This window comes from Candidatus Microthrix parvicella Bio17-1 (genome assembly GCF_000299415.1).
Lineage (GTDB): Bacteria > Actinomycetota > Acidimicrobiia > Acidimicrobiales > Microtrichaceae > Microthrix > Microthrix parvicella.
In genome coordinates, this window is sequence record NZ_AMPG01000002.1 from 314704 (window position 1) to 339401 (window position 24698).

Below are 24698 nucleotides of genomic sequence, written 5' to 3' on the forward strand. Positions count from 1 at the left end.
GACTCGGCGTTGGCCGGTAGCGTGCGCAGATCACCCCACCCCCTGCTGACCCTTCCGAAGATCGCCCGGTCGAACCTCAACAGCCGGAGCATCACCCACTCGAGGACCACCCGCCAATTGCCCCGTTCAGCCGAGGGGCGCTGATTGGCGTCTTCGTGGCCATCGGACTGATGATCGCCGCCAACAACATCGGGACGATCAACCTGGCGCGCTGGGTGGACACTCGGCCTGTGCTGCTGCTGGCGTTCAACTCGACCAACAAGATCCTGCTGACCGTGGCAGGACGGATTCCAGAATGGCTGTTCTTTACCGTGCCGTTGTTGCGCCTGTTGGCGCCCGACCCGCTGTTTTACGCATTGGGCGCCCGCTACCGAAACCAGGCGGTTCGTTGGGGCACCGACCTGTACCCGGGCGCCAAAGACTGGCTCACCGAGCTGACCAGCGGAGCCAACCCAAGCGCCCATCGCAGCCTGGCGGTGCTCACCTTCATCGCCCCCAACAACCCGGTGTGCCTTGCCGCCGGGGTGATCCGCATGCCGCCGAGGCTGTTCTGGACGCTCAACATCGCCGGCACGCTCACCCGCCTCGCGCTGATCCGCCTCATGGCGGCCGTGTTCGCCGACCAGCTCGACAAGGTGGTGGACGCAATCGTCAGGTATCAGAGTTGGTTCACGCGCATCATGTTGGTGGTGCTGGCGGTGTACACGGTGGTGCAGGTGAAGCGGCTGGCCGGCAGCGCCGAGGACCTGAAGCCGGGTTCGGACCCGTCAGCGGGCTGACCGACCACAGCTCGGTGGGTTGACCGCTACAGGTCGAGCAGCGTGTCCAGGCCCACCGTGAGGCCGGGATGGTCGCCGATGGCCTTGGCGGCCAGCACCACGCCAGGCATGAAGCTGGTGCGGTCGTAGCTGTCGTGACGGATGGTGAGCGTCTGGCCGGTGGTGCCCAACAGCACCTCCTGGTGGGCCACCATGCCCCGCATCCGCACCGAGTGGATGCGGACGCCCGGGTAGGCCTCGCCTCCGCGAGCGCCCTCGACCACCGTGGTGCGGGTGGGATCCTCCGCCCAGTCCGACGACGCATCGGCGATCCGCTCGGCGGTCAACATGGCCGTGCCCGACGGGGCATCCACCTTGTTGTCATGGTGGTACTCGATCACCTCGGCGGTCTCGAAGTACGGGGCGGCATCGGCGGCCAGGCGCATCATCAAGATGGCGCCGATGGCGAAGTTGGGTGCGATCACGCAGTTCGACCGGGTGAATCCGGCCCGAAACCGGGCGAGGTCGTCGTCGTCGAAGCCGGTGGTGCCGACCACGGCATGAATGCCGGCGTCGGCAAGCCACGCCAGATTGGCCTTGGCGGCCTCCAGGTGAGTGAAGTCGACCGCCACCTCGGCACCGGCATCGGCAAGCGCATCTGCGTCGTGGGCCACCTGCAACCCGCCCGCCTCCGGACCTGCCACCGCGGAGAGGTCCAAGCCTGCGTGGAGGGGGTCGACCGCAGCGACCAGTTCCAGGTCGGGGTCGGCCGCCACGGCCCGACACACCGTGGCCCCCATGCGGCCACCGGCCCCGAACACACCTACACGTATCGACATGGTTCCCACGGTACTTCCCCTCGGTGTGGCGGTATCATCGTCGCCGATGATCATCACCCGCACGCCCCTCCGCATCTCCTTGGGCGGCGGTGGAACCGACCTTCCCAGCTACTACCGGCAGCGGGGCGGACGGCTGGTGTCGGCGGCCATCAACCGTTACGTGTACATCTCGATCAATCCCACGTTCACTGACGACTACCTGTTGAAGTACTCGACCATCGAGCGGGTGGAGGACATCGCGTACATCGACCACGACATCCTGCGCACCGCGCTGGGGCTCCATCAGATTCCGCCGGGTGTCGAGATCGTCTCGATGGCCGACATTCCCGCCGGTACCGGTCTGGGCTCTTCCGGGTCGTTCACCGTGGGATTGTTGCGGGCCTTGTACGCGCACCGTCACGAAGCCGTGTTGACCGATGCGCTGGCCGAGCAGGCCTGTGCCATCGAGATCGATCACCTCAAGGGGCCGGTCGGCAAGCAGGACCAGTACATCGCCGCCTACGGGGGGGTCACCTCGTTTGACTTCCACCCCGACGACAGCGTCGATGCCCGGCGCCTTGGGGTCAGCGACGACACGCTTGGCGATCTGGAGGAGCACCTGCTGCTGTTCTTCACCGGCTACTCACGGGCCGCTTCGGCCATGCTGGCCGACCAGGACCGCCGCACCGTGGAGGCGGACGAAAAGATGCTGGCCAATCTCGACCACACCAAAGCCCTGGGTGATGAGATCTCCGAGGCGCTGCTCAGCGGCAACACCGCCGCCTTTGGAGAGCTGATGCATGAGCACTGGGAGGCCAAGCGGGCCCGCACGTCTGGGATGTCCAACGCCGACATCGATCATCACTACGAGACCGCTCGAGCTGCAGGCGCACTGGGCGGCAAGGTGGTCGGGGCGGGTGCAGGCGGATTTCTTCTGGTGTATGCGCCCGAGCCCAACCGGGTTCGTCGGGCGATGCGGGCCGAGGGTCTGGGGGAACTCCGATTTCGGTTTGATCACCTGGGGTGCACCGTCCTGACGGCCGGTTGATGCCGAGCAGGGCGGGAGGAACATGACCGATCGATCGGAAACGTTGCTCCCAAGCCAAACGCGTGGCAACAGGGTGAACCGCCGACAATGCGTGATTCTCTCCGGCGGGCTGGGCACCCGGCTCGGCGACCTTGGGCGTTCGCGCCCAAAACACCTGGTGGACGTGCTCGGCCGACCCTTTGCTCATCGCCAACTGGAGTGGCTGCGCACTCAAGGCGTCACCGACGTGGTGGAGTGCGTCGGACACCTGGGTGACGAGATTCGCGCCGAACTCGGCGATGGGTCAAGGTTCGGCCTCTCGATCACCTACAGCGATGACGGCGTCCAAGGCGCGACCTCGCCGCGGCCGGGAACCGGCGGGGCACTGGTGTTGGCGCATCGTCGCGGTCTGCTGCAGGAGAGGTTCTGCGTGCTGTACGGCGACAGCTGGCTTCGGCTTGACCTGGGCAGCCTGTGGGATGAAGCCGCTCGGAACGGAGCACCGGCGACCATGGCCATCATCGAGAACAGCAACGGCCGGGAGGCCTCGAATGTGTCGCTGGACGAGCATCGACTGCGCTACGCCAAGGGTCAGGGAGTCGCCCAGAACCAACCCGAACGAACACACATCGACTACGGCATCAGCGTGATCAGCCGTCATTTGATCGCCGGTCTGGACGACGGGACCGCGACGCCCCACCTGGACCTCGCCGACGCTGTGGCGGCCTGGTCGGCACGCGGTTTGGTGGCACCCTTCGAGGTCAGCCGCCCTTACGACGAGGTGGGTACGCCCGAGGGCATCGACCGCCTCGAGGCGGCGTTACTGGCGGGCGACCGCTGATCCTGTCAGCATCGTCATCACAATGAGCACCTCCACGCACCCGGCGCCGCCTCACACCGTGCAGCACCATCCCGACGACCCAGCGCTGGAGGTGTGGATTCCAGTCGATGACGTGGTCGAACCACAGGTGTCAATCGTCATTCCGGCCCTCAACGAGGCGATCACCATGGAGACCTTCGTCGCCTGGTGCCACCAGGGCCTTGCCGATGCCGGCGTCCGCGGCGAGATCCTGATCGTGGACAGCTCCGACGACGACACCCCCCAAATCGCCGTGGCCGGCGGCGCACGGGTGCTGCGCACACCCAAGCGCGGCCTGGGCCGGGCCTATTTGGACTCCATCGCCGTGATCAGAGCACCTTGGGTCATCATGGGCGACGCCGACTGCACTTACGACTTCCGCCTGTTGGCGCCGTTCATCGACGCATTTCAGGACGATTGCGAGTTCGTCATGGGCAGCCGTTGGAAGGGCACCATCGAGGACGGGTCCATGCCCGCGCTCCACCGCTACTTTGGTACCCCCTTCACCACCTGGATTCTCAACCTGCTCTACAACTCGGACTTCTCCGATATCCATTGCGGCATGCGGGGTCTCACCCTCGACGCGCTCGAGCGAATGCAGTTGGTGTCCCAGAGCTGGGAGTACGCGTCGGAGATGGTGATCAAGTCGGTGCACCTGGGGCTACGCACCCAGGAGGTGCCGGTGAGGTTCCTCAAGGACGCCGAAGGCCGGGTCAGCCACCACAAGCGCGCCGGTTGGTTCAGCCCGTTTGCGGCAGCCTGGATCAACCTGAAGGCCATGTTCATCCACGGGGCCGACTTCTTCCTGGTTCGCCCCGGCCTGGCGGCGTTGGTCGTCGGACTGCTGCTCACTGTTCCGTTGGTGGCGGGTCCGCTCACCGTCGCGGGCGTCACGTTCACCACGACGACGATGATCTTTGGGCTCGTGGTCAGCACCCTGGGCATCTTCAGTTACCAGTTGGGCCTGCTGGCCCGGGTGATCTACGACCGTCGGGGCATGACCACCCAACGTCTGCTGAGGCGTTACCGCTACACGCGCACCGTCGGTTCGACGATGGTCGGGGGCGTGCTGGGGGCGCTGGCCACATTGCCCCTCCTGGTGCGCTACGTCACCCGCGACTTCACGCTGACCAAGGGCGACCTGCCGGTGGCTCACCTGGCCATTGCAGGACTCACGCTCGGTGTGACGTGCTTCGCCACCTTTGCCTTCACCCTGCTGCTGCATGCGCTCGCTGCCACACGGCGTCGATAACCGGTCCGTTGGAGCCGCGCCCACTACGGAAACCGGGCGATGCCGCGGTGCTACAGGTCCGGAAGCGGTTCGTCGGCGACCTTCACCACGGTGAGGTGCCCGTTCAGGTTCGTGATTCCACGCAACACGCTGCCGGCAGCCGACATGAGCTGCATACCAAGCGTTGCGATGCCTTCGCATTCGTACGAACCGAAATCATCAAAGATGACCAGCCCACCGACCCCTAAACGGGGCCAGGCCCACTTCAGCGTGGACAGGGCCGACGAGTAGACATCGACGTCGATGTGAACCAACCGCAGGGAACTCCCGGCCCACGCCGCACCGGTGTCATCGGGAAACCGGCCCACCGCCAGGCTGGCGCTGACCCCTGGGAACCGAGCTTTCAACGACTCGACCACCTCGACGGACGTGTCGGCGTGCTCGCCCCCTTCGTACCACGGGTCCTGGTCCCCGGCGCCGACCACTCCCTCAAAGGTGTCGGCCAGAATCACGGTTGCGTCCAGGCCGAGTTGGCGGCTGCGTTCCGCCAGCAGGACCCCGGTGCCCCCGCGCCAGACACCCACCTCCAGAACATCACCTGGGAGATCGGCCACCTGGGCAAGGCCGCTCCACAGATCCCAGCACCGGTAGATGTCAACGAGGGTGTGATCGGTCACCGCCTCGTACACGGCGAGGAATGCCTCGTCGTCATACCACGGTGACAGCGTGGCGGTTGGAGCCAGCAGACGGTGGGAGTAGCGGGACCTGGACCCATCGACCACCACCTTGGCCAGGAGCCGCTCGAGCCGGCGACGATCGCGCAACCAGAGCACCGAGCCCTTCGCCAAGCGAATGCCCGCCTCCTTGGGCCCGGCAAGCCCGCGGCCACCACCCGGGTGACCGTGCGCCACTCCTGGGCTCATCACGAGCCTTCGAGAGCAGCAATCTGAGGTGAGGAGAACGTTGCCGGGGCGCCGGAGGTGGCAATGACCCCGACCTTTCTCGATTCCTCCAGCGACGGATCGGACACCGCAAAGAACGGCTCACCCTCGGAGGCCAGCGTGACGGTGTCGCCTTCGTGTTGGACCTGCCAGGAGACACCTCGGCCAAATTCCGTCGGGCCGATCACCTGAACCCCTTTGCTCTCACCATCCCTCACGTGATTCACCGCTGCTGCGGCGTAGGTGGAGTTGAACGTCAGTTCCCAGTAATTTTCGGCGTCCTCCACCCCGAAAACCAATCCGGCATTGTCGGATGGCTTTTCCACCACGATCGAGAATCGCCAATCCTCACCGAATTTGGTCGGCATCTCGACGACGGCCATCGGGCTCGCACCCACCGGTTCGGTGTCGGTCACCAGTTCTCCGTTGTCCGGTTGCCAATCGCCCTCGCCCACCACCGACCAGGACAGCGGCCCGCCCTTGAGCGTGTCGCGATCCAGGTCGTCCACCACGGGAGTTGCGGCCGGTGCAAGTTGTGACGGGGTGGCAGCTATGGCGCCGTCGCCGGTGAACGCCTTGGGGTCGGGCTGGCCTGAAGGCGCGGAATCGGCGGACGGGCTGGAATCGTCGGACGAGCCACCGCCCACGAAGTTCACCAGGACGACTACGAGCAGAATGACCGCACCCGCAACCGCGAGCCCGAGGAGCAACCGCTTCTCGCTGGACGTCAACGCCTCATCCTGGTTGGCACCCTCTGGCGGCGGATCGACCGGCCTGGGCTCGTTCGCTTCTGATTCCATTGTTCGCTCTGGTGTATCCATCGCCGTCCTTCAACCGAGTGCCGGCGAAACAGTAGTTGACCTGAACCCGACCTGGTTACAGGATGAACCCCGACGCCACGGCATCGTTGCGAAACATGGTCACCGTGTCCAGAGAGAACTGATCGAGATCCTTCCCAATCGTCGCGAGCTTCTCGATGAGATCCGACGTCATCGTGATCACGTGGCATCCAACCTGCGCGGCCTGCACGTAGTTGAACACCTCTCGCGGGCTCGCCCAGATCAGTCGCTGGGAGGGTTCCGGGTCGAGCATCGCAACTGCCGCAGACATGATCGGCATGGGGTCGCGTCCCGCGTCGGCCACACGACCGGCGAAGACGGAAATGTAGCTGGGAGGTCCACCGGCCAGCGCCGCCGACACCACAGCAACCTGCCGGACGTTCATCAGCGCCGTGACGTTCAATTGCACACCGTCAGCCGCGAGGTCGGCCACCACCTGGTGTGTGGAAGTGCCATCGGTCGTCATCACGGGGATTTTGACGAAGACCGAGTCACCCCAGCCGGCCAACAATCGAGCTTGGCGCCCTATCTCGTCAAGATCGTCGGCGAGCACCTCGAAGGAGATCGGTCGCCCGCCCACCACTTCGAGAGCGCTTCGTGCAAAGCTCTCATAATCGGTCACCCCCGCCTTTCGCAGGAGGGTTGGATTGGTGGTGAACCCACTGACGCGCGGGTCACCGGCAAGCTGAATCAGTGTGGGAAGGTCGGCACCGTCTGCAAAGACCTCTGGTGCATCCAGATGGGCGGTACCGTCCAAGCGGTTGAGAGCGTTGGCCATGGTGCAGACCGTATCGGCAGCCACCACCGGTTCCCAAGGCTGTCAACCAGAAGTGGGGCGATAAGCTGACGCCCTGAGCCACCCCTGTCCAGCAAGCGAGGCAAGCATCGCCCCCCCTGAGTCGACGACCACCGACCACCCCCAGGTGCACCGGTCAAACCGGTTTGTCAAGATCTGCAGAAATCGCCGCTGGCGGGTCGGTTTTGGTGGCGCCGTTTTGGTGCTCCTGTCGTTGTTGGGGTCGCTCCAGACGGCCGCAAGGTCGACTCAGATCGACGAGACGCTCTGGGCGGGCCGGTCTCGACAGTTCGCCACCGGGCTGGTCACCGGCCAACCACGGCTGATGACCGCGTTTCCCGTCAACGACGCCGACACCGGGAAATCAATCACCATGCCGGGGGTGACGACCATGTGGGTTGGCACGGGTGTGCTGCTCTACGAGTGTGTCGTTCGTGACCCTGCACCGGACGCGTTGCAGGCCTGCGTCAAGGACCGCGAACGCCCAGACCGCCGAAGTGTCCACATCGTGATGGCGCTGCTCAACGCCCTGCTGCTCCTCGGTCTCTGGCAACTCTGCAGGAAGCCGTTTGGCGAAATGGCTGCGGGCATCGGTGCTGTTCTCATCGCCGGCGAGCCGTTCCTTGCAGCACTCAACGGAATGTTCCACACGGACGCATTCATCGCCTACCTGTCGATGATCGCCTATGTGGCCCTGTGCCGGTCGCTCTCCCTGTTCGGCAAGGAAGAGGAGCCCTCCCGTTTTGCCGGGCTGGCGGGTGTTGCGTTCGGGCTGGCGATCCTGACGAAACTGACGGCAGTGGGCCTGGTTCCGGCGGCTGCGGTCTGTGTGGGCTGGGCGTTGTTCAAAGAGTGGGGCAACCCAACCGCACCAAAAAGACTCGTGAAGCGGTTTGTGGCCCTGCTCCGCGGGCCGACGGCACGTCGGGTTTTCATCGGCGTTGCTGTCGCCATGGTCACGTTTTTCGCACTTTGGCCGGGCATGGTGGCGGATCCGGCCCGACAGGTTGGCGCGCTGCGCTCATCGGCCAAGCTGGCCGAGTTGGGACACGGACAGTTCTTCCGAGGCCGCTACAGCTCCGATCCCCCCTGGTACTTCTCGTTTTACGTGCTCGGCTTCAGGATGACGCCTTGGTCGTTCCTTGGTTTGTGCCTCATCCCACTCCCCCTCCTTCTCCGCAGGGTGGACAGGCGGTGGTTGCTCATCGCCACATTCATTGCCTCTCAGTCGCTGTTACTCGGCCTCTCGGCGAAGAAGATCGATCGCTACTCGGCCGTCCTCCTCGTCGGAATAGCCTTCCTCATCGGGGTGTCCTTCGACCTCGTCTTCGGGTACTGGGCGCGGTCAAAATTCAGACGGACATCGATCGTTTGGATCGTTCCGCTCGCCCTGGTGCTCGGGACGGGGCTCGTGTACCACACGATCCAAAGCGGGCAGCGTGCCTCCATCTACTACAACGAGGCGCTCGGTGGACTCAGCGAGGCCGAGGGTCAGGTGCTGGTGACCTGGAGCGGAGAGCCGTTCGAAGCGAAGGAGTGGTTGGATAAGCGCTACGAGGGCGACAGCTCGCGCTACGTCCAATGTCAACCAAGCTTTTGGGGGGACGAGCTCAGCTGTCCTGAGACCGAGCCAGGTCAGGATCGGGTGTACGTCGAGACCATCTCAGACCGTCAGCTGGGACGAAGGCTCATCCCGGCGCGCGAGAAGGATCTCTGGTCACGCGTCGACTCCTACAACGTCGATGGGGTTGAGATTTTGACCTACTGGGTGAACGAGGCGTCGTGACCCTGTGCGGTTCTTGGCCAAGCGTCTGCTTTGCCCTTCGACCCGGCCGCTAGCCCGTTTGAGCGCCGCCCATCGATGCCAAGGCCCAGTCCATGGCCTGGGCCGACGTCCGCTTCGGTTGCCAACCCGTCCCCCGGATTCTTGAGGTGTCGAGGCGGACCACCGGCACATCACCCCGCCAGCCGACTCGACCGCCGGTGTGCGCAAAGGTGACCGCTGCCGGGTCCAATCCCAAAGCTCGGCACGCTGCGCGCCCGATGTCGTCCACGCTTAAGGCGTCATCCGTCGACACGTTGTAGACCTCGTAGGGACGGTGGTCGTTGGCGTCCAAAACTCCCAGAATGGCATCCAGAACGTCCTCGACTGCGATGTAGCACTTGGATTGCCGACCATCGCCCAAGATCTCCAACAGCCCCGGCGATCGGCCGAGCTTCGCCAGGAAGTCGTAGCCCACACCATGGGTCTGGCGGGGGCCGACCACGTTGGCAAACCGAAACGCCCGGCCACGGAGTCCGAACATGTGGGCATAGGAGCACACCAGGGCCTCACCGGCGAGCTTGGATGCCCCATAGGTGGACACCGGCCTGAGCGGACCGTGGTCTTCCGGAATCTCGAAGTCACCCAGGTCGCCGTACACACCGCTGCCCGACGCGTAGACCACCGTGCCAACTCCATTTCGACGTGAGGCCTCGACCACGGTGTTGGACAGCCTGGTACCCGAATCGAAGTCGATTTCGGGCTCGGTGACCGCCCGGGCAATGTCGGGGTTGGATGCCAGATGCACGACGACGTCGATGCCCGCGAGTGCCGGGACCGTCACCGAGGGGTCGCCACAATCGCCGACGACCAGGCTCACCCGCTCGTCGTGGAGCGAAGCCCCGAGCTGCTCGCGGCTGCCCGAAGAGAGGTTGTCGAGCACCACGACGCGCTGGGCCCTCCCCTCGCCCAAAAGGCGCTCCACCAGGTGGGATCCGATAAATCCGGCCCCGCCAACCACGCACCAGGAGCCGCCGACCTCGCTGCCTTCAGCTTCCACGGAGCGACTCCCATTTGGTGGCCCGAGTCTGCAGTTTGGGATGACTCACCAGGAGGTGCCACACCACCGCCGCCATCCCCTCGGTATGTGGAGTCACGCGTGCGTCCTCGACGGTAGGAATGATCACGCAGGCATCCGCTCGCCTGGCGGTCTCTCCACCGTCGCGACCGACGATGCCGCTTACCGAAGCGCCGACGGCGACCGCCGCATCGATCGCCTCGACCAGGTTGGCCGAGACGCCCCGCTCCCGGTCACCACCCCCCACGCTGAAGATCAACAATCCATCGGCCGGGCCCAGGCGGGACCCAGCCAACCATCCGGCAAACACACCGGCCCAGCCATCGTCGTTGATGCGGGCGGTCAGCTCGGACACGTTGTCGGTTGGCGCATAGGCCTCGAACCCGCACAACTTGCGGAAGTCGTTGACCGCATGCGACGCGTGCCCTGCCGAGCCGCCGACCCCAAGGATGAACAGGCGGCCCCCGCCGTCGCGAACAGCTGCCAAGGTGGTTGCAACCGCCTCGATGGCAGACCCGTCGAGTCGCTCGACGATCGTCCGTGTTTCATTCAGATAGGTGTCAACGAAACTCAATTGCCCTCCCGGTCGAGGAGCAGCGTACAGGCGCCGATCCGGTCATCGGCTCATTCGACGGCCTTCGGGGGGTCGGCACGGGTGAGCTGTTCGCGTTCCACATCGCTGCGGCCCACCCCCAGCAGGAACAGCACCACGTCGAGATAGGGCACCGAGATGGTTGCATCGGCCACATCTCGCAGAACCTTTTTGGCATTGAACGCGATTCCCAGCCCCGCCCGGCCCAGCATGTCCAGGTCGTTGGCGCCGTCGCCCACCGCCACCGTCTGAGCCAACGGTATGCCGGCCCGGCCGGCCAACTCGGCCAGCAGTTCGCCCTTTCGGGCCCGGTCGACCACCCGGCCCTCAAGGCGACCGGTGAGCCGACCATCGATGACCTCCAGATCGTTGGCGTGCGTGGCATCAAGGCCAAGCCGCTCCCCCACGATGTTGGTCATCATCGAGAACCCACCAGAAAAGGCCACCACATCGAAACCAAGCCGCTTCAGCGTCGCAACCAGCGTGCGGGCACCCGGTGTGAACGGCACCTCGGCGGCGATCCGCATCAGCACGCTCACGTCGAGCCCCTTCAGCAACGCCACACGAGCCCGAAGCGCAGACTCGAAGTCCAACTCACCGGCCATTGCAGCCACGGTGAGCGCCCCGACCTCAGCCCCGCAGCCGGCCTCCTTGGCCACCTCGTCGATCAGCTCACCCTGGATCAGGGTGGAGTCAACGTCAAAGGCCACGAGGCGCATCGCTCGACGCCCGAGGGTCTCCCGCTGTACGGCGACGTCCACGCGGGCGGCGGCCCCTGCCGCGGTCACCGCCGAGCGAATGCCCTCGGCATCGGCGCCGGACACCCGAAGCTCGTAGCAGTAGACCGGATATCGGGCCAGCCGAACGATGCGATCGATATTGGCTCCGAGCGACCCCAGCGTGTCGGTGATGATCTCCAACGCCGCCGCGGTGATCGTGGGCGCCAGCACGGTGACGATCTGGGTCTCCGCAGGTTGGGTACCGGCGTCGGCCACCTCATCCAGTTGAACTGACAAGCCGTGACGCGCGCCGAATGCCGCCAGCTCCCGACGAACCGAGTCGGGCCGATCCGTGGCCACCACCGCCGCCAGAATAAGCCGCTGACGAACCAGCACCTGTTCAAGGTCCTCAAGGTCGGCCTCCAGCGCTGCCAGCGTGGACATGAGATCGGCGGTGATACCCGGCCGGTCCGCACCGATGACCCGAACCGCCAGGTTGGTCACGCTGTACCCACCATCTCCGACGTTGGCGTTGCGTCCAACGGCACCTCCGAGTCAAGGGGCTCCGAGTCAAGGGGCTCCACGACGGGCGGCTCCGGGGTCGGCGACCACCTCCGCAACCAGCGACCGAGGCCGGTGTCGGCCATTGCGGGAGTGGATCGGCCGACCACTGCCAGGCAGCGGGCGGCAGCCAAGCCTGCATACGCGATCATCAGCGGTTCGAGCGCCATCCGGTAGCGATCCGCCCCCTGGGTGAGGCTCACGGCGGCCACGACGGAGCCCGCCACCAGGATCACGGGGGCAATCAATTGACCTTCCCGGCGGGCCAGCACCACGCCTGCGATACCAAGTGGCAACAGCAACTGCCACGAGATGAGTCCACCCCACACCACCCAATGCGGGCCTCGCAGCTCCAGGACCTCGATGAAGAAGCTCTGCTGTACCGGCCGAAAAAAGCCGAACGTGCGGGCGATTCGTGCCGCGGCGACCACCGGGAGCCTCGCCCGGTGAGTCTGGATGTAGTCACCGGCGATGTTCCGAGCGACCAGATCCCGCTCGCTGGCGTCCATGTCCAGGTTCATCAGGCTTCGGCTTCGGTCGAAACACGAATAGTCCGAGTAGCCGGTCAACGGCCCGTAGAACGCGGAATCGCAGTTGCCCTGCAGCATCGTGGTGCCGACGCCGGTGGTCATCAAGACCGGCTCCTCGAAGCGGTGCATGTTGGACCAGAGCCACGGGCCCAACACCATCAGGGCACCTGCACCAAACGCTGCGCTGTGCAACGCCAGGCGCTGCCACGGCAGCGACCGGTGACGCCACAGCAGCACCAAGATCACGACGCCCGCCAGGATCAGTTCCGATCGCGTGGCGGCCGCGACCCCAAGCGCCAGGCCTGCGGTCAGCACTGCGCCAGGTCCTGGCCGGTCGTCGTAGACCAGCAGCGCGTACAGCCAAAGCGAAGTTGCCGTCATCACCAGTGGCTCAGCCAGGATCAGCGCATCCCAGCTCCACATGTTCACGTTCACTGTGGCAATCACCGCCGCCCCGATCGCGGCCCAGCCCACCATGCGTGCGCTGGGCGGAGGGCCGCGACGGCGGCGGCCCGCCAGTCGGGCAGCGGAGAGCGCAAGCAACGGCACGGCAAGTGACCCAACCAGAGCCGTGAGCATTCGATGATCGTCCGGCGTGGTCAGCCCAATTCGGCTGCCCAGGCTCAAGAGCACCGGGTAACCGGGAGGATGGGCCGCCGTTTCCTCGGTGACCATGGAGAATTCGAACGCTCGCCGAAAGCCCTCCTTCGGCAGCGAATTGCCAAGAGCGTGGTAATAGCCGCCGTCTCCGGTCAGTGGCTGATCGGGGTTGATCTGGGTGATGTAGGCGACCCGAAACCCCAAGGCCACCATCCAAATGGCGAGCACGACCCACAAGACGCGGCCGGGCACCGCAACCCGCTTGGGTGCGAGCGCCGACTCATCCTCCATCGCGGTAAACCTTCACGCTGTCGAACGACACGGCGGCACCGCCGGCGGACGACAGCCCCACGTTGGTTGGCATCTCCTCCAGAGCTACCTGGCCGAGCGTCAGGTTGCCCACCCACACTTGGACCTCGTCCCGGCCGAACTCCAAGGTGATGTCAAACGACCCGGCCAGGTCGACCGGGCCGAACGTATTCAAAGCAACGGCGCCGGCTCCATCGATGCGCTCGACACCGGCTGCGGCGAACGACGGGTTGAAGCTGACCCGCGTGAAGTCCTGCGGTGAGCGGTACCCATAGACCAGGCCGACGCCGTCAGCGCCGCCTGAGACGCGGGCCTGAACGACCAGCCGATCTGCTTGTGGCAGCTTGGTCAGCGCCAACGAGGGGGTCGCAAGCTCGGGGTCGGCGATCAACTTCGCCTCGCCGTCGGCCGTGACCCAATCGCCCGCCACAACCTCCCAGTCGGCCGAATCCGACAACGGCCCGTCGGCACCATCAAAGTCATCTGCGACGACCTGCTGGCCGAGCACCAGGTCGGGTGCCTGGGTAGCGGCGTCGGGGGGCCTCAAGGTCGTTTCGTCGTAGCGCTCCGCCAGCACGACCACGGCCCACAACAGGAGTGACACCTGCGCCACCCGGAACAGAACGCGCAGCGGCGACCGCCCCAGAAGGGGCGGTCGCCGCTGCGACGCGTCGGTCGAGACCACGCCGGAAGGCTCGGTGGGCCTAGCGACCGCGCCGGCCACCCCGGCCCCCGCCGCCTCCACGGCGACCGCCGCCGCCGCCACCCGCGTTACGGGGGGCGGGCTCGGGTCCAAGATCGCCGTAGGCCTCGGTCAGCTTGGCCTCCAGCACCGGAGCAAACTCAGGTGCCCGCTGTGGGCCGCCCGAGCCACTGCCACCGGAATCGGTGCTGCCCGAATCGGACGCACCGGAAGCCTGGGCAGCGCCGTCGCGACCACCGGAGCGGTCGTCGTTGCGGCCGGACGTGGCGGCGGAACGGCCCTGTGACGGGCCGTCAGCTTTTGGGGAATCAGACCGGCCTCCGCCGGTGTCCCCGCCGGACTTTCCGCCGGTGTCGCCGGCCATGCGCAGCGACACCTTGCCGTTGGGGTCGATGTCCTCCACGTACACGGCGAGGTCCTGGCCCAACTCGAGCACGTCCTCAACCTTGTCGATGCGCTTGCCGCCACCGATCTTTGAGATGTGCAGCAAGCCGTCACGGCCAGGCAGGATGTTGATGAAGGCGCCGAACTTGGTGATCGAGACCACCTTGCCGGTGTACTCCGCGTTCACCTCGGGGGTGGGCGGGTCGAGGATCAGACGGATCTGACGCTCGGCCTCGGCCACGGCGTTGCCGTCAACGGCCGAGACGGACACAACGCCCACCATGCCGTCGTCGTCCACCGAGATGTCGGCACCGGTCTCACCCTGGATCGAGTTGATCACCTTGCCCTTGGGGCCGATGACCTCACCGATCTTGTCGGCGGGGATCTCGAAGCTGATGATCTTCGGCGCGGTCTCGTTGACCTCTGAGCGAGGCTCGGGCAGCGCGGCGTTCATCGAATCGAGGATCGCCAGACGAGCCTCCTTGGCCTGGTTGAGGGCGGCGATCAGCACGTCGGCGGGGATGCCCTCGATCTTGGTGTCGAGTTGCAACGCCGTGACGAACTCGGACGTACCGGCCACCTTGAAGTCCATGTCGCCGAAGGCGTCCTCCGCACCGAGGATGTCGGTGAGGGTGGTGTACTTCCCGTCGGCGTACACCAGGCCCATCGCGATACCGGCAACCGGCGCCCGCAGGGGCACACCGGCGTCCATCAGCGAGAGGCTGGATGCGCAGACCGACGCCATCGAGGTCGAGCCGTTGGACGACAGCACCTCGGACACCAGCCGGATGGTGTAGGGGAACTCCGACATGGCGGGCACCAGTGGGAACAGCGCCTTCTCGGCGAGCGCACCATGGCCGATCTCGCGGCGCTTCGGGCCACGCATGAAGCCAGGCTCGCCGGTGGAGAACGGCGGGAAGTTGTAGTGGTGCATGTAGCGCTTTTTGGTGACCGGGTCGATGCCGTCGATCATTTGGTCCATGCGGCCGATACCCAAGGTGGTGATGTTGAGCACCTGGGTTTCGCCACGCTGGAACAAGCCGGTGCCGTGGGCGGTGGGCACGACGCCAACCTCCGACGACAGGGGACGCAGGTCCTTCGGACCACGGCCGTCGATGCGGGCGCCGTCGTTGACGATGCGGCTGCGCACCGCCTCCTTGGTGGCGGCACGGAAGGCTGCCTTGGCCTGCTTCTCGGCGTTGGAGCGCTCGGCCTCGTCTGCGGCGCCGGCCACGGTGGCGACCAGCTCGTCACGCAACGCGGATTCGGCAGCGGTGCGCTCAGCCTTGTCTGCGATCGACGCGGTCTCAACGATGCGGTCACCGGCGGCCGCAGCGACGGCGTCGGCGACCTCGGGGCTGTAGTCCACCTGCGGGACCCAGGCAATCGCCTCGGGGATGCCGTGAGCCTCCTGATGGACCTCCACCAGCTGACGCTGCAGCTCGATCATGGCTGCGATGTGTGCCTTGGAGGCCTCGAGACCGGCCGCAAGGGCCTCCTCGTTCACCTTGGGGGCGCCGTCTTCGTAGAGCTCCCAGGCACCCTCGGTGCCACCGGCCTCCACCATCATCACGGCGATATCACCGTCTTCGAGTTGGCGCCCGGCAACGACCATGTCGAAGGCTCCGGCGTCGGACTCGGCATAGGTGGGATGGGCCAGCCACTCGCCATCGGCGGTGTAGCTCAGGCGGACGGCGCCGACGGGCCCCTCGAAGGGGATGCCCGACAGCATCAACGCTGCCGAAGCGCCGTTGAGCGCCAGCACGTCATAGGGGTTTTCCTGATCGGCACCCAGCACGAGGCCCACCACGTGCACCTCGTTGCGGAAGCTGCTGGGGAACGACGGACGAAGCGGCCGGTCGATCAGTCGGCAGGTGAGGATTGCGGCCTCTGAGGCACGCCCCTCACGGCGAAAGAACGAGCCCGGGATCTTGCCGGCGGCGTACGAACGCTCCTCGATGTCGACCGTGAGCGGGAAGAAGTCGGCGCCCTCGCGCACCCGGCGGGATGCCGTGGCGGTGACGAGCACCCTGGTGTCCCCCATGCCGACCAGGACGGAGCCGTCGGCGAGGGAGGCCAGCCGTCCGGCCTCCATGGTGATTTCCTTGCCGTCGACGAGATCGGTCTCTTCCGCGACGGTTGCGCGCACTCTCAGTGCGCCTTCGATTGGCTGTGTGGCCATGTGGTTCTCCTTGATGTGGTGCATCCGCGCATTTCGTGCGACGGCTCACACCTCTGTGGAGCGGAGAGGCCAGCAGACAGTTGTCGGCCTCCGAACGTCCCCAGGGTCAGCGAGGAACGAAGTCGCTCGGTGACTCGGGCGGCGCTTCGGGGGGCGGCAACTGGCGGCTGGACTCAACCGCATTCGTGAACCCCCCATCGTAGCCGACAATCCCCGCTCGCCGCTGCGCCCGCCGGCACCGCTGCCACAACGGCCGCACCCGATACGCTGAATCGTCATGTTCTCAGCCCGACACAGCCGGCATCGCGCAACGAAAAGCGGCTGCGGGCGGGCGGCTCTCGGCGTGGCGGTGGTGCTCAGCCTTGGAGCGCCCACCACAGGATGCGGGGGCACGGGCCAACCCTCGGCCGACGACTTCGAACGGACCGTCGTGGAATCCACCGCGGGGTCCCAGGTGGGTGCGGACGTGGCGAAGTCCTATGCCCGGTGCCTCTACCGGGAGACCGACGGGCGTGTCGAGGTGCTCGTCGAGCACCTCGAGGATGGTGACTATCGGCCGGTCGGGCCCGAGGCCGAGGCCTTGGCGGCCTGCTCAGACAAGCTGAACGCCGGCGACTGAAGCGGCCTAGCGACGAAGCCCGAGATCGGCGATCAGCGAGCGGTAGCTCTCGATGTCGGTGTTCTTCAGGTAGTTGAGCAACCGACGGCGACGTCCCACCATCTGGAGGAGGCCACGACGGGTGTGGTGGTCCTTCTTGTGAGACCGGAGATGCTCGGTGAGGTGCGTGATGCGAGCGCTCAACAGCGCGATCTGAACCTCGGGTGACCCGGTGTCGGACTCGTCACGCCGGTGCTTGGCAATGATGTCGGCCTTGGGCGGCATATTGGTGGGAACGTGATTGGACATGGTGCTCCGAGTGGGCGTTGGGCCCGGCCTTCATGTGGGTGGTCGGCCTCAGCCGTCCTCCGCACCGAACGCGGGCGCCGGAAGGTTCCGGCGAACCGACAACGCTACCGCCGGGCGGCCCGGGGTACGAATCAGGCTGCGGTGACGTCCGGTACGTGGCGATGCCAGGCGAACGCCGGACCGGCACGCTTGACCGCCGTGTCGGTGTATTCCTGCGGTTCGGGGAGCGCCAGGTCAAATACCGCAGCGCCCGGCTCGTAACACGCCGAATGGATGGCGGGCAGGTCGGGATCCTCCCCCACTCCCAGCTCAACGAAGGCGGCCCGCAGGTCGTCGCCCAGCCTTCCCTCCAACAGCTCGGCCATGATCGCCGGCAGTGTCTCCGGATCCGACAACAACCACGAGTGTCCAGCCTTTTCCACCGTGATGAGGTCGGCACCAACGCGCCGGGCGGCATCCTCGCTGGTGCGGTGTGGTACCGCCACGTCGCGGTCGCCGTGCAGGATGTAGAACGGCACGCCTTCCGCCGCGGCCGCATCCAGTGCATAGCGACTCGACCGGGTCCGCAGGATCGACACCGCCGGACCCAACAACCTCCAGGGCTTGGCCACGTGACCCAGCAGGGTCGGCGTGAACAGTCGCAGAAACTTGACCGCCTGCCGAGGATCGCGGGAGAGGGGCGGCACCAGAATCGAGTCCACCATCAGCGCCACGCCGACGGCCCCGAGCAGCGGGGGCCACACCCGAAACAGATAGACCATGCGGTCCCAGGTGTCGCCAACGATGGCATCGATCAACACCACCCCCAACACCCGCTCGGGGTGGTTGGCCGCCAACTGGGTCACCAGTCGACCGCCCATCGAGTGGCCTGCCAACAGTGCGTGGCGGATCCCCAGTTCGTCGAGCACCCGCTTCACCAACGCCGAGTAGGCGGCGATGTTGGCGCCGTCCTCCGGCAGGCCTGCGGTACCGCCGTGGCCTGCGATGTCGATGGCGATCACCCGAAACCCCATGCCGCAGAGACGCGACAGGGTCTGTGCATAGAGGAACCCCTCGGCGGTGAAGCCATGAATGACCACCAGAGGTATGCCGCTGCCCGCCATCGTGATGCCCACTGGGTGGCCGTCGTCCAAGTGGATTCGGTGTCGAGCCAGGCGCGGCGGTCGGCTGAGCCCCACGCCCTGCGGTGCATCGGTGATAGGGCCGACCAGCGGGTCCGTCACCTCTCCGTCGGGACGATCCTTGATCAGTTGCCTAGAAGCCATGGCCTACCTCCCGTGTACTACCGCTGCCGGTCGCAACTCCAAGGAGGCGACGAGCCTGGTCACAGTCTCGACCGATCTGCTGGGTCAATCCCTCAAAAGTATCGAAGGCCGCGTCGCCACGAATGCGATGGGTGAAGCGCACGGCCACGGTCTCGCCATACAAGTCGCCCTGCCAGTCGAGCACGTGTACCTCCAGCACGACGTCGCCACCCTCCCCGTACACCGTTGGCCGGTTGCCCAGGTAGATGGCGGCCGGTAGCTCGGTGCCATCGTCTCGCACCAGCCAACCGGCACAGATCCCGGGTTCCGGGCGCAGCATCTCGGGAGCCACCGCCACGTTGGCCGTGGGAAAACCCCAGGTGCGGCCTCGCCGATCACCCTCCACCACGACGCCACGCAGCTCGTGAGGTCGACCCAGCATGACGTTGGCCGCATCGAGGCGGCCTTCGGTGAGGGCCCGACGGATCGCCGTGGAACTGACCTGCTCCTCCACCCGGGCCGCCTGCCCGTCGGCGCCTACCAGCGGCAGACCCTCAACCTTGAATCCCACGTCAGCACCGGCATCCTCCAGCATGGTCACGTCCCCGCCCCGACGATGCCCAAATCGAAAATCGGCGCCCACCATCACCATTCGGCTGCGCAGTTCGTCCACCAGCAACCGCTTGATGAAGTGCTCCGGCTCCTCCAGCGCACGATCGGCGTCGAAGGCCATCACGTAGGTGGCGTCCACCCCGGTTTCGGCCAACAGCTCCAGCTTGGTGGCGGTGTCGCACAGCAGCCGTGGGGCCGAGTCGGGCCGCAGCACCCTTGCCGGATGGGGCTCGAAGGTGACGACCACCGAGGCCAGGCCTCGCTCCCTTGCGGCATCTGCGAGACGGCCGATCACGGCCCGATGGCCGAGGTGAACACCGTCGTAGGCGCCGATGGTCACCGCTGCACCGTCCCAGGGCACGTCCGCGCTGGAACCCCGCGCGGCCGGATCTGCAGGGCGGGGGGCGCCATCACCGAGGATCAGCACTCCACCACCGTACGGTGTGCGACGACCATCCGACGAGTAGGGACCAAAGCGGCGAACCCTGAAGGGCTCACCCCGGCGACTCGAAACACCCGCAGGTCAGCCATCATGGGGCCAGGCCGTCCTACGATCGGCACCGTGAGCGACCACCAAGGCACCGAACCGCAACCCACTCCGTATCCATCGGGATGGGAGGCGGACGTGGTGCTTCGCGACGGCGGCACGGTGCACATCCGGCCGATCATTCCGGCGGACGCCGACCGGCTCACCGCCTTCCATCAGCGCCAGTCGGCCGAGAGCATCTACTACCGCTACTTCTCGGCCCGGCCGCGTTTGACCCAAAAGGACCTCGTGCACCTGACCCACATCGACTACGTGGACCGCGTGGCCTTCGTGGCGCTCCTCGGCGACGAACTGGTGGGCGTCGGACGGTACGAGCGCTGGGGAGACCGCCCGTCCGCCGAGGTGGCGTTCTTCATCGACGACGCGCACGCCCAACGGGGCCTGGCCAGCGTCTTTCTGGAATACCTCGTGGCAGCGGCGCGGGAGCGGGGCCTCGCAACGTTCACCGCATCGGTGCTGCCCGACAACTCCAAAATGCTCACCGTGTTCTCCACCGCGGGCTTTGAGGTCAGCCGGACGTTCGCCGACGGGGTCATCGAGGTGTCCTTCGACCTCCATCCCACACCGGACGCCGAAGCCGCACGCGAGCGACGCGAGGCCACGGCCGCCGCGGCTTCGGTGCGGCGCCTCTTCACCCCCACGAGCGTGGCGGTGATCGGGGCGGGCTCGACGCCGGGATCCCTGGGACACGAGGTGTTGTACAACCTGCTGGCCCAACGCTTCACCGGCACCGTCTGGGCGGTCAACGAGCGAACGGACGTCATCGGCGGTCTGCCCGCGTATCGCACCATCCTCGACATTCCCTCCGACGTGGACCTGGCGGTCATCGCCACTCCGGCCGAACGGGTGGCCGACTCGGTGGAACTGTGCGTCCGCAAGCACGTCAAGGCGGTGGTGATCCTGACCGCCGGGTTCTCCGAGACCGGCCCGGAGGGCGCCGATCTCGAGGCAGAGGTGGTGGCCACCGCCCGGCGCGGCGGCGTGCGGGTGCTGGGCCCCAACTGCCTCGGCCTGGTCAACACCGATCCGTCGGTGCGCCTGCATGCAAGCTTTGCCCCCACCGCTCCCCTTCCCGGCAACGTCGGCATCCTCGCCCAGTCGGGCACCCTGGGCGCAGCCATCATCGATCGCACCCGACGAGTCGGTCTGGGGGTCAGCTCGTTCGTTGCAGCCGGCAACCGCGCCGACATCGGCGCATCCGACCTGATGCGGTACTGGTGCGACGAACCCCAGACCTCCGGCGTGATGCTGTACCTGGAGAGCTTCGGACGCATCGAGCGATTCGTGCGCGCCGCCCGGGCGCTGACGGCGACCAAGCCGGTGGTGGCGGTTGCGGCCGGTTCCTACCTGAGTGCGTCGCCCCTGACCAAGGCGGAGGCCGACTCCGGCCTCGACGCGGGACCCGACGCCGGGGCGCGCCTTCGTCAACGGATCGCCGGGGCGGTCTTCCGCCAGACGGGCATCATCCGGGTGGGAACCCTCCATCAACTGCTGGACGTTGGTCGTCTGCTGGCCACTCAGGGCATCCCCCAGGGCATCGGGGTGACGGTGCTGGGCAATTCCGGCGGAGCATTGGACCTGGCGATCGGCGAGTGCGCCGCCGCCGGGCTCAGCGTTGTGGCCGCCCGACGCCTGTCGTGGCGGGCCGACGCAGATGCTTACGCCGAAGCGCTGGATCAGGCTTTGACCAACGACGGCTCCGCATCGGTCCTGGTGGTGCATGCACCACCAGAATTGCGCCCCAACCCGGCGGTCAACGACGTGATCCTCGATGCCGCTGTTCGCCACCCGGACAAGGTCATCGCAGCCTGCAATTTTGATGCCGCCGACGTGTTCGGCCTGCACCGGGGGGACCTGACGGTGCCGGTCTACGAGTTTCCCGAGCATGCCGCACGGGCCATGGGACGGTTGGCCGGTTACTGGGCGTGGACCCTCGCCCGGGCCACGAGCGAGGGTCCGAACGAGGACCCAATCGCCGAAGCCACCGCGCAGGGGCAAGTGGAAGGCATCGAGTCGCGGTCCGAACTTGTCGGCCGCCTCGCACGCGCGCTGTTGGCGAAGCACGGGCCCGGCGACCTGCCCATCGGTGCTGAAGATGCCCTGCTGGAAGCTGCCGGCGTGCCCATCTCCCCGCGGGTGGTGGTTGATGATCCCGATCAGGCGGCCGCAGCCGCCGACGCGCTGGGGTATCCCGTTGCCGTCAAGGGGGCCACCCGTGATCGGGTGCTGCGCTCGGAGGCGGGCGGTGTGTCGCTCGACCTGCACGACCCCAGCGCCGTCGAGGATGCCGCCGTGCGACTCGTTGAGCGGTTCGGGGCCGGCGCCACCCCACTGGTGGTGCAGCGCATGATCGACCGGGGGGTCGATGTCGCCGTCACCTTCCGACGGCGCACCGGCGTCACCACGCTCACCGTCGGTATGGGTGGTGTCTTTGCCGACGAGGACGACGCGCTCCTGGGGGTGCTGCCCGCCTCAACGACCGACCTGTCCATGCTTGTGGGCGCCACCGAGGTGGGTCGACAACTCGGTCGCGTGGCCGGCACCGAGTATCTGGTCGAGGTGGTGGCCTCCCTGGCCGCACTGATGGAGGCCGCCCCGGAGGTCACCGCGCTGGTGGCCAACCCCATCATTGCCGGGCGCCACGGAGTGTCCCTGTCGGACGTGGTGATCGAGCTGTCCGAACCGCCTCAGGAAGACCTCGCCGCCCGCCGTCTCGACCTTGACCCCGAGGGTTGAGCACCAGACGCGATCCCCACAACCGCGCCGCAACACCCAGCCCGGTTCGGAAGTCGAGGAACAACAGGATCGGGTGGTGCAGCAGGTGGATGCCGTAGGACGCCGTGCCGAAGTAGAGCGCTCGCGGGGTACGCCCGAGCCGTTCAGGAGCGTTCGTGACGACACCGGACGGGGGGGTGTCGATGACAAAAGGCTGTTTCAACGCGGCAGTTCCGTCAAGCTCACCAACGGCGTCTCGGGTCGATTCTCAGGAACCGACGAGCACCACGCCCGGCTTCAGCGTCGAGCCCTTGTGTGCCTGATATATCGCGAGCACCTGAGCCTCACCACGATCATCGGGCTGTTCGAACACCGCCCAGGGGCCCGGCTCGTCGGGGCCCGCCCCCAAGGTCAGACGTTCCAGCACCTGGCCATGTCGCACCTTGGACAGCACCTCGGGACCTGGGTGCAAGTCGTTCAGATGTACGACCGCGGCGGCGGCGCTCAGCACCGGTGACTCCTCCCAACCGAAGGCGTCGGCGACGGAGTACACCCCCACCCGGGTGCGACGCAGCGCCGCCAGGTGGGCGCCACCGCCCAGAGCGATGCCAAGGTCGTGGGCGAGGGTTCGGACGTAGGTGCCAGTGCTGCATTCCACGGTCGCTCGAAACACCAGCGGCATCCCGCCGGGGGCCGATGATGGGTCCGGCGCCGCTCCGCCAATCCACGTCTGGCCGGCCCACTCGGCCTCGAAGGTGGGCGTGACCTCGAAGCGGTCGACACGGATGGGACGGGGCTTGCGCTCCACCTCCTTGCCTTCACGGGCCAGTTCGTGCAGCCGCTTGCCATCGACCCGAATGGCCGACACCATCGGTGGGATCTGTTCGCTCTCCCCCTCCATCGCCCGAGCGGCCTGGACCACGTCGTCGGCGGTGAGTCCGGACATGTCGAACGTACCGGTTGTCTCTCCGCCTGCATCCTGGGTGGAGGTCGCCGCGCCAAAGGTGATGATGGCCTCATAGGTCTTCGGGAGCCCCACCAGGAAGGTGAGCAGTTTTGTGGCCCGGCCGACCCCGACGAGCAGCAACCCGGTGGCATCGGGGTCGAGGGTACCGGCGTGACCGACCGCCGGCGTGTCCAACCGCCGCCTTAGCCGTCCGACCACGTCGTGGGAGGTGAGCCCGGCCTCCTTGTCCACCAGAAGAAGCCCGGTGGGACCAGCAAGCTTGCGGGAGCGTCGGCTCACTCTTCCTCGTCGGTCGCCTTGAGACCGGCCAGCACCTCTTCGATACGCAGCCCGGCCTCGATGGAGGTATCTCGCTCGAAGCTGATCTGCGGGGTCTTACGAGCCCGAATGTTGCGGTTGATCACCTTCTGCAGCGGCCAACGCAGCTCGTCGAGCGCTTCGATCACCTCGTCGAGCCGGCCCTCCGCACCGGCGAGCATCGCCGAGTAGTACACCCGCGCCCGAGCCAGGTCGCCGTCCACGTCGGCGCTGGTGATCGTCACCAGGTCCAGCCGCTCGTCGCCGATGCGTTCCAGTTCTCCGGCCACCAGCTCGCGGATGGTCTCACCAATGCGGTCGTTGCGCTGAAACGGCCGGCCGGGACCCGTCGCCTGCTGTCGAGTCGATCGTCGTCTGCTCATCGTTCCATTCTCGCGCTGTGAATCCCTGAACTCTCAGTCGGTTTCCAACCACCAGGTGGTAAAGCCCAGCACCTCGATCTCGGGACGGGACCACACCATGCGCTCGGCGGAGTCCATCAGTTCCTGACATCGTCCGGGCGTGGTGGCGACGACCGCCAGGCCCAGGCAGGCCAGCTGCCACGAGTCCTGATGGTCGATCTCGGCGACCGACAGTTCCTTGCGGTTGGCTAAACGGTCAAGGAGGGGCCGCAGTGCGGCGCGCTTGGCCTTCAACGATCCGGCAGCGCCGACCCGAAGGTCCACACGCGCCGCCAGGACGTTCAGCTCAGCCATGTGC

At 66.6% G+C, this 24698-nt stretch carries 23 protein-coding genes; 7 read left to right on the forward strand and 16 right to left on the reverse strand.

The features are described 5' to 3' along the window. Positions 1-155 precede the first annotated feature (155 nt). Positions 156-779, forward strand: a complete 624-nt coding sequence (locus MPARV_RS0109725) for a hypothetical protein (RefSeq protein WP_020378095.1) — start codon at positions 156-158, stop codon at positions 777-779. 26 nt (positions 780-805) lie between these two features. Here MPARV_RS0109725 and dapB read toward each other — a convergent pair whose 3' ends face one another. Next, positions 806-1597, reverse strand: a complete 792-nt coding sequence (dapB, locus tag MPARV_RS0109730) for a 4-hydroxy-tetrahydrodipicolinate reductase (RefSeq protein ID WP_031278049.1) — start codon at positions 1595-1597, stop codon at positions 806-808. Positions 1598-1643: 46 nt separating this feature from the next. Here dapB and MPARV_RS0109735 point away from each other — a divergent pair, with 46 nt between their 5' ends. From MPARV_RS0109735 to MPARV_RS0109745, 3 genes are read left to right on the forward strand one after another with little or no spacing between them, the layout of a single operon-like run. Beyond that, a complete protein-coding gene (locus tag MPARV_RS0109735; protein ID WP_020378097.1) occupies positions 1644-2624 on the forward strand; it encodes a GHMP family kinase ATP-binding protein in 981 nt (326 codons plus the stop codon). A 22-nt stretch (positions 2625-2646) separates the two neighbouring features. After that, positions 2647-3444 (forward strand): sugar phosphate nucleotidyltransferase, encoded by a 798-nt coding sequence (locus MPARV_RS0109740; protein ID WP_012227696.1) that lies wholly within the window; start codon positions 2647-2649, stop codon positions 3442-3444. 22 nt (positions 3445-3466) lie between these two features. Next, the gene (locus MPARV_RS0109745) at positions 3467-4714 is read left to right on the forward strand and encodes a glycosyltransferase family 2 protein (RefSeq protein ID WP_012227694.1); all 1248 of its coding nucleotides are present in this window, start codon (positions 3467-3469) and stop codon (positions 4712-4714) included. A gap of 50 nt (positions 4715-4764) precedes the next feature. On the opposite strand, the gene MPARV_RS0109750 is transcribed toward MPARV_RS0109745, so the two are convergent. The 3 genes from MPARV_RS0109750 to MPARV_RS0109760 form a co-directional block, all read right to left on the reverse strand. Beyond that, positions 4765-5616 carry a TylF/MycF/NovP-related O-methyltransferase gene (locus MPARV_RS0109750; protein ID WP_081582216.1) on the reverse strand — a complete coding sequence of 284 codons (852 nt, stop codon included), beginning with the start codon at positions 5614-5616 and terminating at the stop codon, positions 4765-4767. Next, positions 5616-6434, reverse strand: coding sequence for a hypothetical protein (locus MPARV_RS0109755; protein ID WP_020378099.1), 819 nt, complete (start codon positions 6432-6434; stop codon positions 5616-5618). Before MPARV_RS0109755 ends, MPARV_RS0109750 begins: the two co-directional genes overlap by 1 nt. Before the next feature lie 76 nt (positions 6435-6510). Next, positions 6511-7251: a transaldolase gene (locus MPARV_RS0109760; protein WP_051011990.1), complete on the reverse strand. Its 741-nt coding sequence runs from the start codon at positions 7249-7251 to the stop codon at positions 6511-6513. Between the two features lie 145 nt (positions 7252-7396). Between MPARV_RS0109760 and MPARV_RS0109765 the strand changes: the two genes are divergently transcribed. Then, positions 7397-9055: an ArnT family glycosyltransferase gene (locus MPARV_RS0109765; RefSeq protein WP_020378101.1), complete on the forward strand. Its 1659-nt coding sequence runs from the start codon at positions 7397-7399 to the stop codon at positions 9053-9055. 49 nt (positions 9056-9104) lie between these two features. On the opposite strand, the gene MPARV_RS0109770 is transcribed toward MPARV_RS0109765, so the two are convergent. The 6 genes from MPARV_RS0109770 to MPARV_RS0109795 are packed head-to-tail and all read right to left on the reverse strand — an operon-like array spanning position 9105 to position 16689. Beyond that, positions 9105-10091, reverse strand: coding sequence for an NAD-dependent epimerase/dehydratase family protein (locus tag MPARV_RS0109770; protein WP_012227684.1), 987 nt, complete (start codon positions 10089-10091; stop codon positions 9105-9107). Continuing rightward, a complete protein-coding gene (locus MPARV_RS0109775; RefSeq protein WP_012227682.1) occupies positions 10081-10683 on the reverse strand; it encodes an SIS domain-containing protein in 603 nt (200 codons plus the stop codon). The genes MPARV_RS0109770 and MPARV_RS0109775 overlap by 11 nt, the downstream gene beginning before the upstream one ends. A 50-nt stretch (positions 10684-10733) precedes the next feature. Further along, the gene (gene serB / locus MPARV_RS0109780; RefSeq protein ID WP_020378103.1) at positions 10734-11924 is read right to left on the reverse strand and encodes a phosphoserine phosphatase SerB; all 1191 of its coding nucleotides are present in this window, start codon (positions 11922-11924) and stop codon (positions 10734-10736) included. Beyond that, a complete protein-coding gene (locus MPARV_RS0109785) occupies positions 11921-13402 on the reverse strand; it encodes a hypothetical protein (RefSeq protein ID WP_020378104.1) in 1482 nt (493 codons plus the stop codon). Before MPARV_RS0109785 ends, serB begins: the two co-directional genes overlap by 4 nt. Continuing rightward, a complete protein-coding gene (locus tag MPARV_RS0109790) occupies positions 13392-14105 on the reverse strand; it encodes a hypothetical protein (protein WP_155852500.1) in 714 nt (237 codons plus the stop codon). The genes MPARV_RS0109785 and MPARV_RS0109790 overlap by 11 nt, the downstream gene beginning before the upstream one ends. A gap of 19 nt (positions 14106-14124) precedes the next feature. Beyond that, positions 14125-16689, reverse strand: a complete 2565-nt coding sequence (locus tag MPARV_RS0109795) for a polyribonucleotide nucleotidyltransferase (protein ID WP_100221304.1) — start codon at positions 16687-16689, stop codon at positions 14125-14127. A gap of 277 nt (positions 16690-16966) precedes the next feature. Here MPARV_RS0109795 and MPARV_RS0109800 point away from each other — a divergent pair, with 277 nt between their 5' ends. After that, positions 16967-17308 carry a hypothetical protein gene (locus tag MPARV_RS0109800; RefSeq protein ID WP_012227665.1) on the forward strand — a complete coding sequence of 114 codons (342 nt, stop codon included), beginning with the start codon at positions 16967-16969 and terminating at the stop codon, positions 17306-17308. Between the two features lie 6 nt (positions 17309-17314). On the opposite strand, the gene rpsO is transcribed toward MPARV_RS0109800, so the two are convergent. From rpsO to MPARV_RS0109815, 3 genes are all read right to left on the reverse strand, one after another. Further along, the gene (rpsO, locus tag MPARV_RS0109805; RefSeq protein ID WP_012227663.1) at positions 17315-17596 is read right to left on the reverse strand and encodes a 30S ribosomal protein S15; all 282 of its coding nucleotides are present in this window, start codon (positions 17594-17596) and stop codon (positions 17315-17317) included. Between the two features lie 131 nt (positions 17597-17727). Next, on the reverse strand, positions 17728-18861 hold the full coding sequence (locus MPARV_RS22620) for an alpha/beta fold hydrolase (protein WP_012227661.1): 1134 nt from the start codon (positions 18859-18861) through the stop codon (positions 17728-17730). Next, the gene (locus tag MPARV_RS0109815) at positions 18851-19879 is read right to left on the reverse strand and encodes a bifunctional riboflavin kinase/FAD synthetase (protein WP_020378108.1); all 1029 of its coding nucleotides are present in this window, start codon (positions 19877-19879) and stop codon (positions 18851-18853) included. Before MPARV_RS0109815 ends, MPARV_RS22620 begins: the two co-directional genes overlap by 11 nt. 135 nt (positions 19880-20014) lie before the next feature. On the opposite strand from MPARV_RS0109815, the gene MPARV_RS0109820 reads away from it, so the two are divergent. Beyond that, positions 20015-22735, forward strand: a complete 2721-nt coding sequence (locus MPARV_RS0109820; protein WP_020378109.1) for a bifunctional acetate--CoA ligase family protein/GNAT family N-acetyltransferase — start codon at positions 20015-20017, stop codon at positions 22733-22735. A 247-nt stretch (positions 22736-22982) separates the two neighbouring features. Here MPARV_RS0109820 and truB read toward each other — a convergent pair whose 3' ends face one another. Genes truB through MPARV_RS0109835 form a run of 3 tightly spaced genes read right to left on the reverse strand, consistent with a single transcriptional unit; the run spans position 22983 to position 24694 of the window. Then, the gene (gene truB / locus MPARV_RS0109825; protein WP_020378110.1) at positions 22983-23960 is read right to left on the reverse strand and encodes a tRNA pseudouridine(55) synthase TruB; all 978 of its coding nucleotides are present in this window, start codon (positions 23958-23960) and stop codon (positions 22983-22985) included. Beyond that, positions 23957-24361: a 30S ribosome-binding factor RbfA gene (gene rbfA / locus MPARV_RS0109830; protein ID WP_020378111.1), complete on the reverse strand. Its 405-nt coding sequence runs from the start codon at positions 24359-24361 to the stop codon at positions 23957-23959. Before rbfA ends, truB begins: the two co-directional genes overlap by 4 nt. Positions 24362-24394: 33 nt before the next feature. Beyond that, positions 24395-24694: a DUF503 domain-containing protein gene (locus tag MPARV_RS0109835; protein WP_012227653.1), complete on the reverse strand. Its 300-nt coding sequence runs from the start codon at positions 24692-24694 to the stop codon at positions 24395-24397. Positions 24695-24698: the final 4 nt, after the last annotated feature.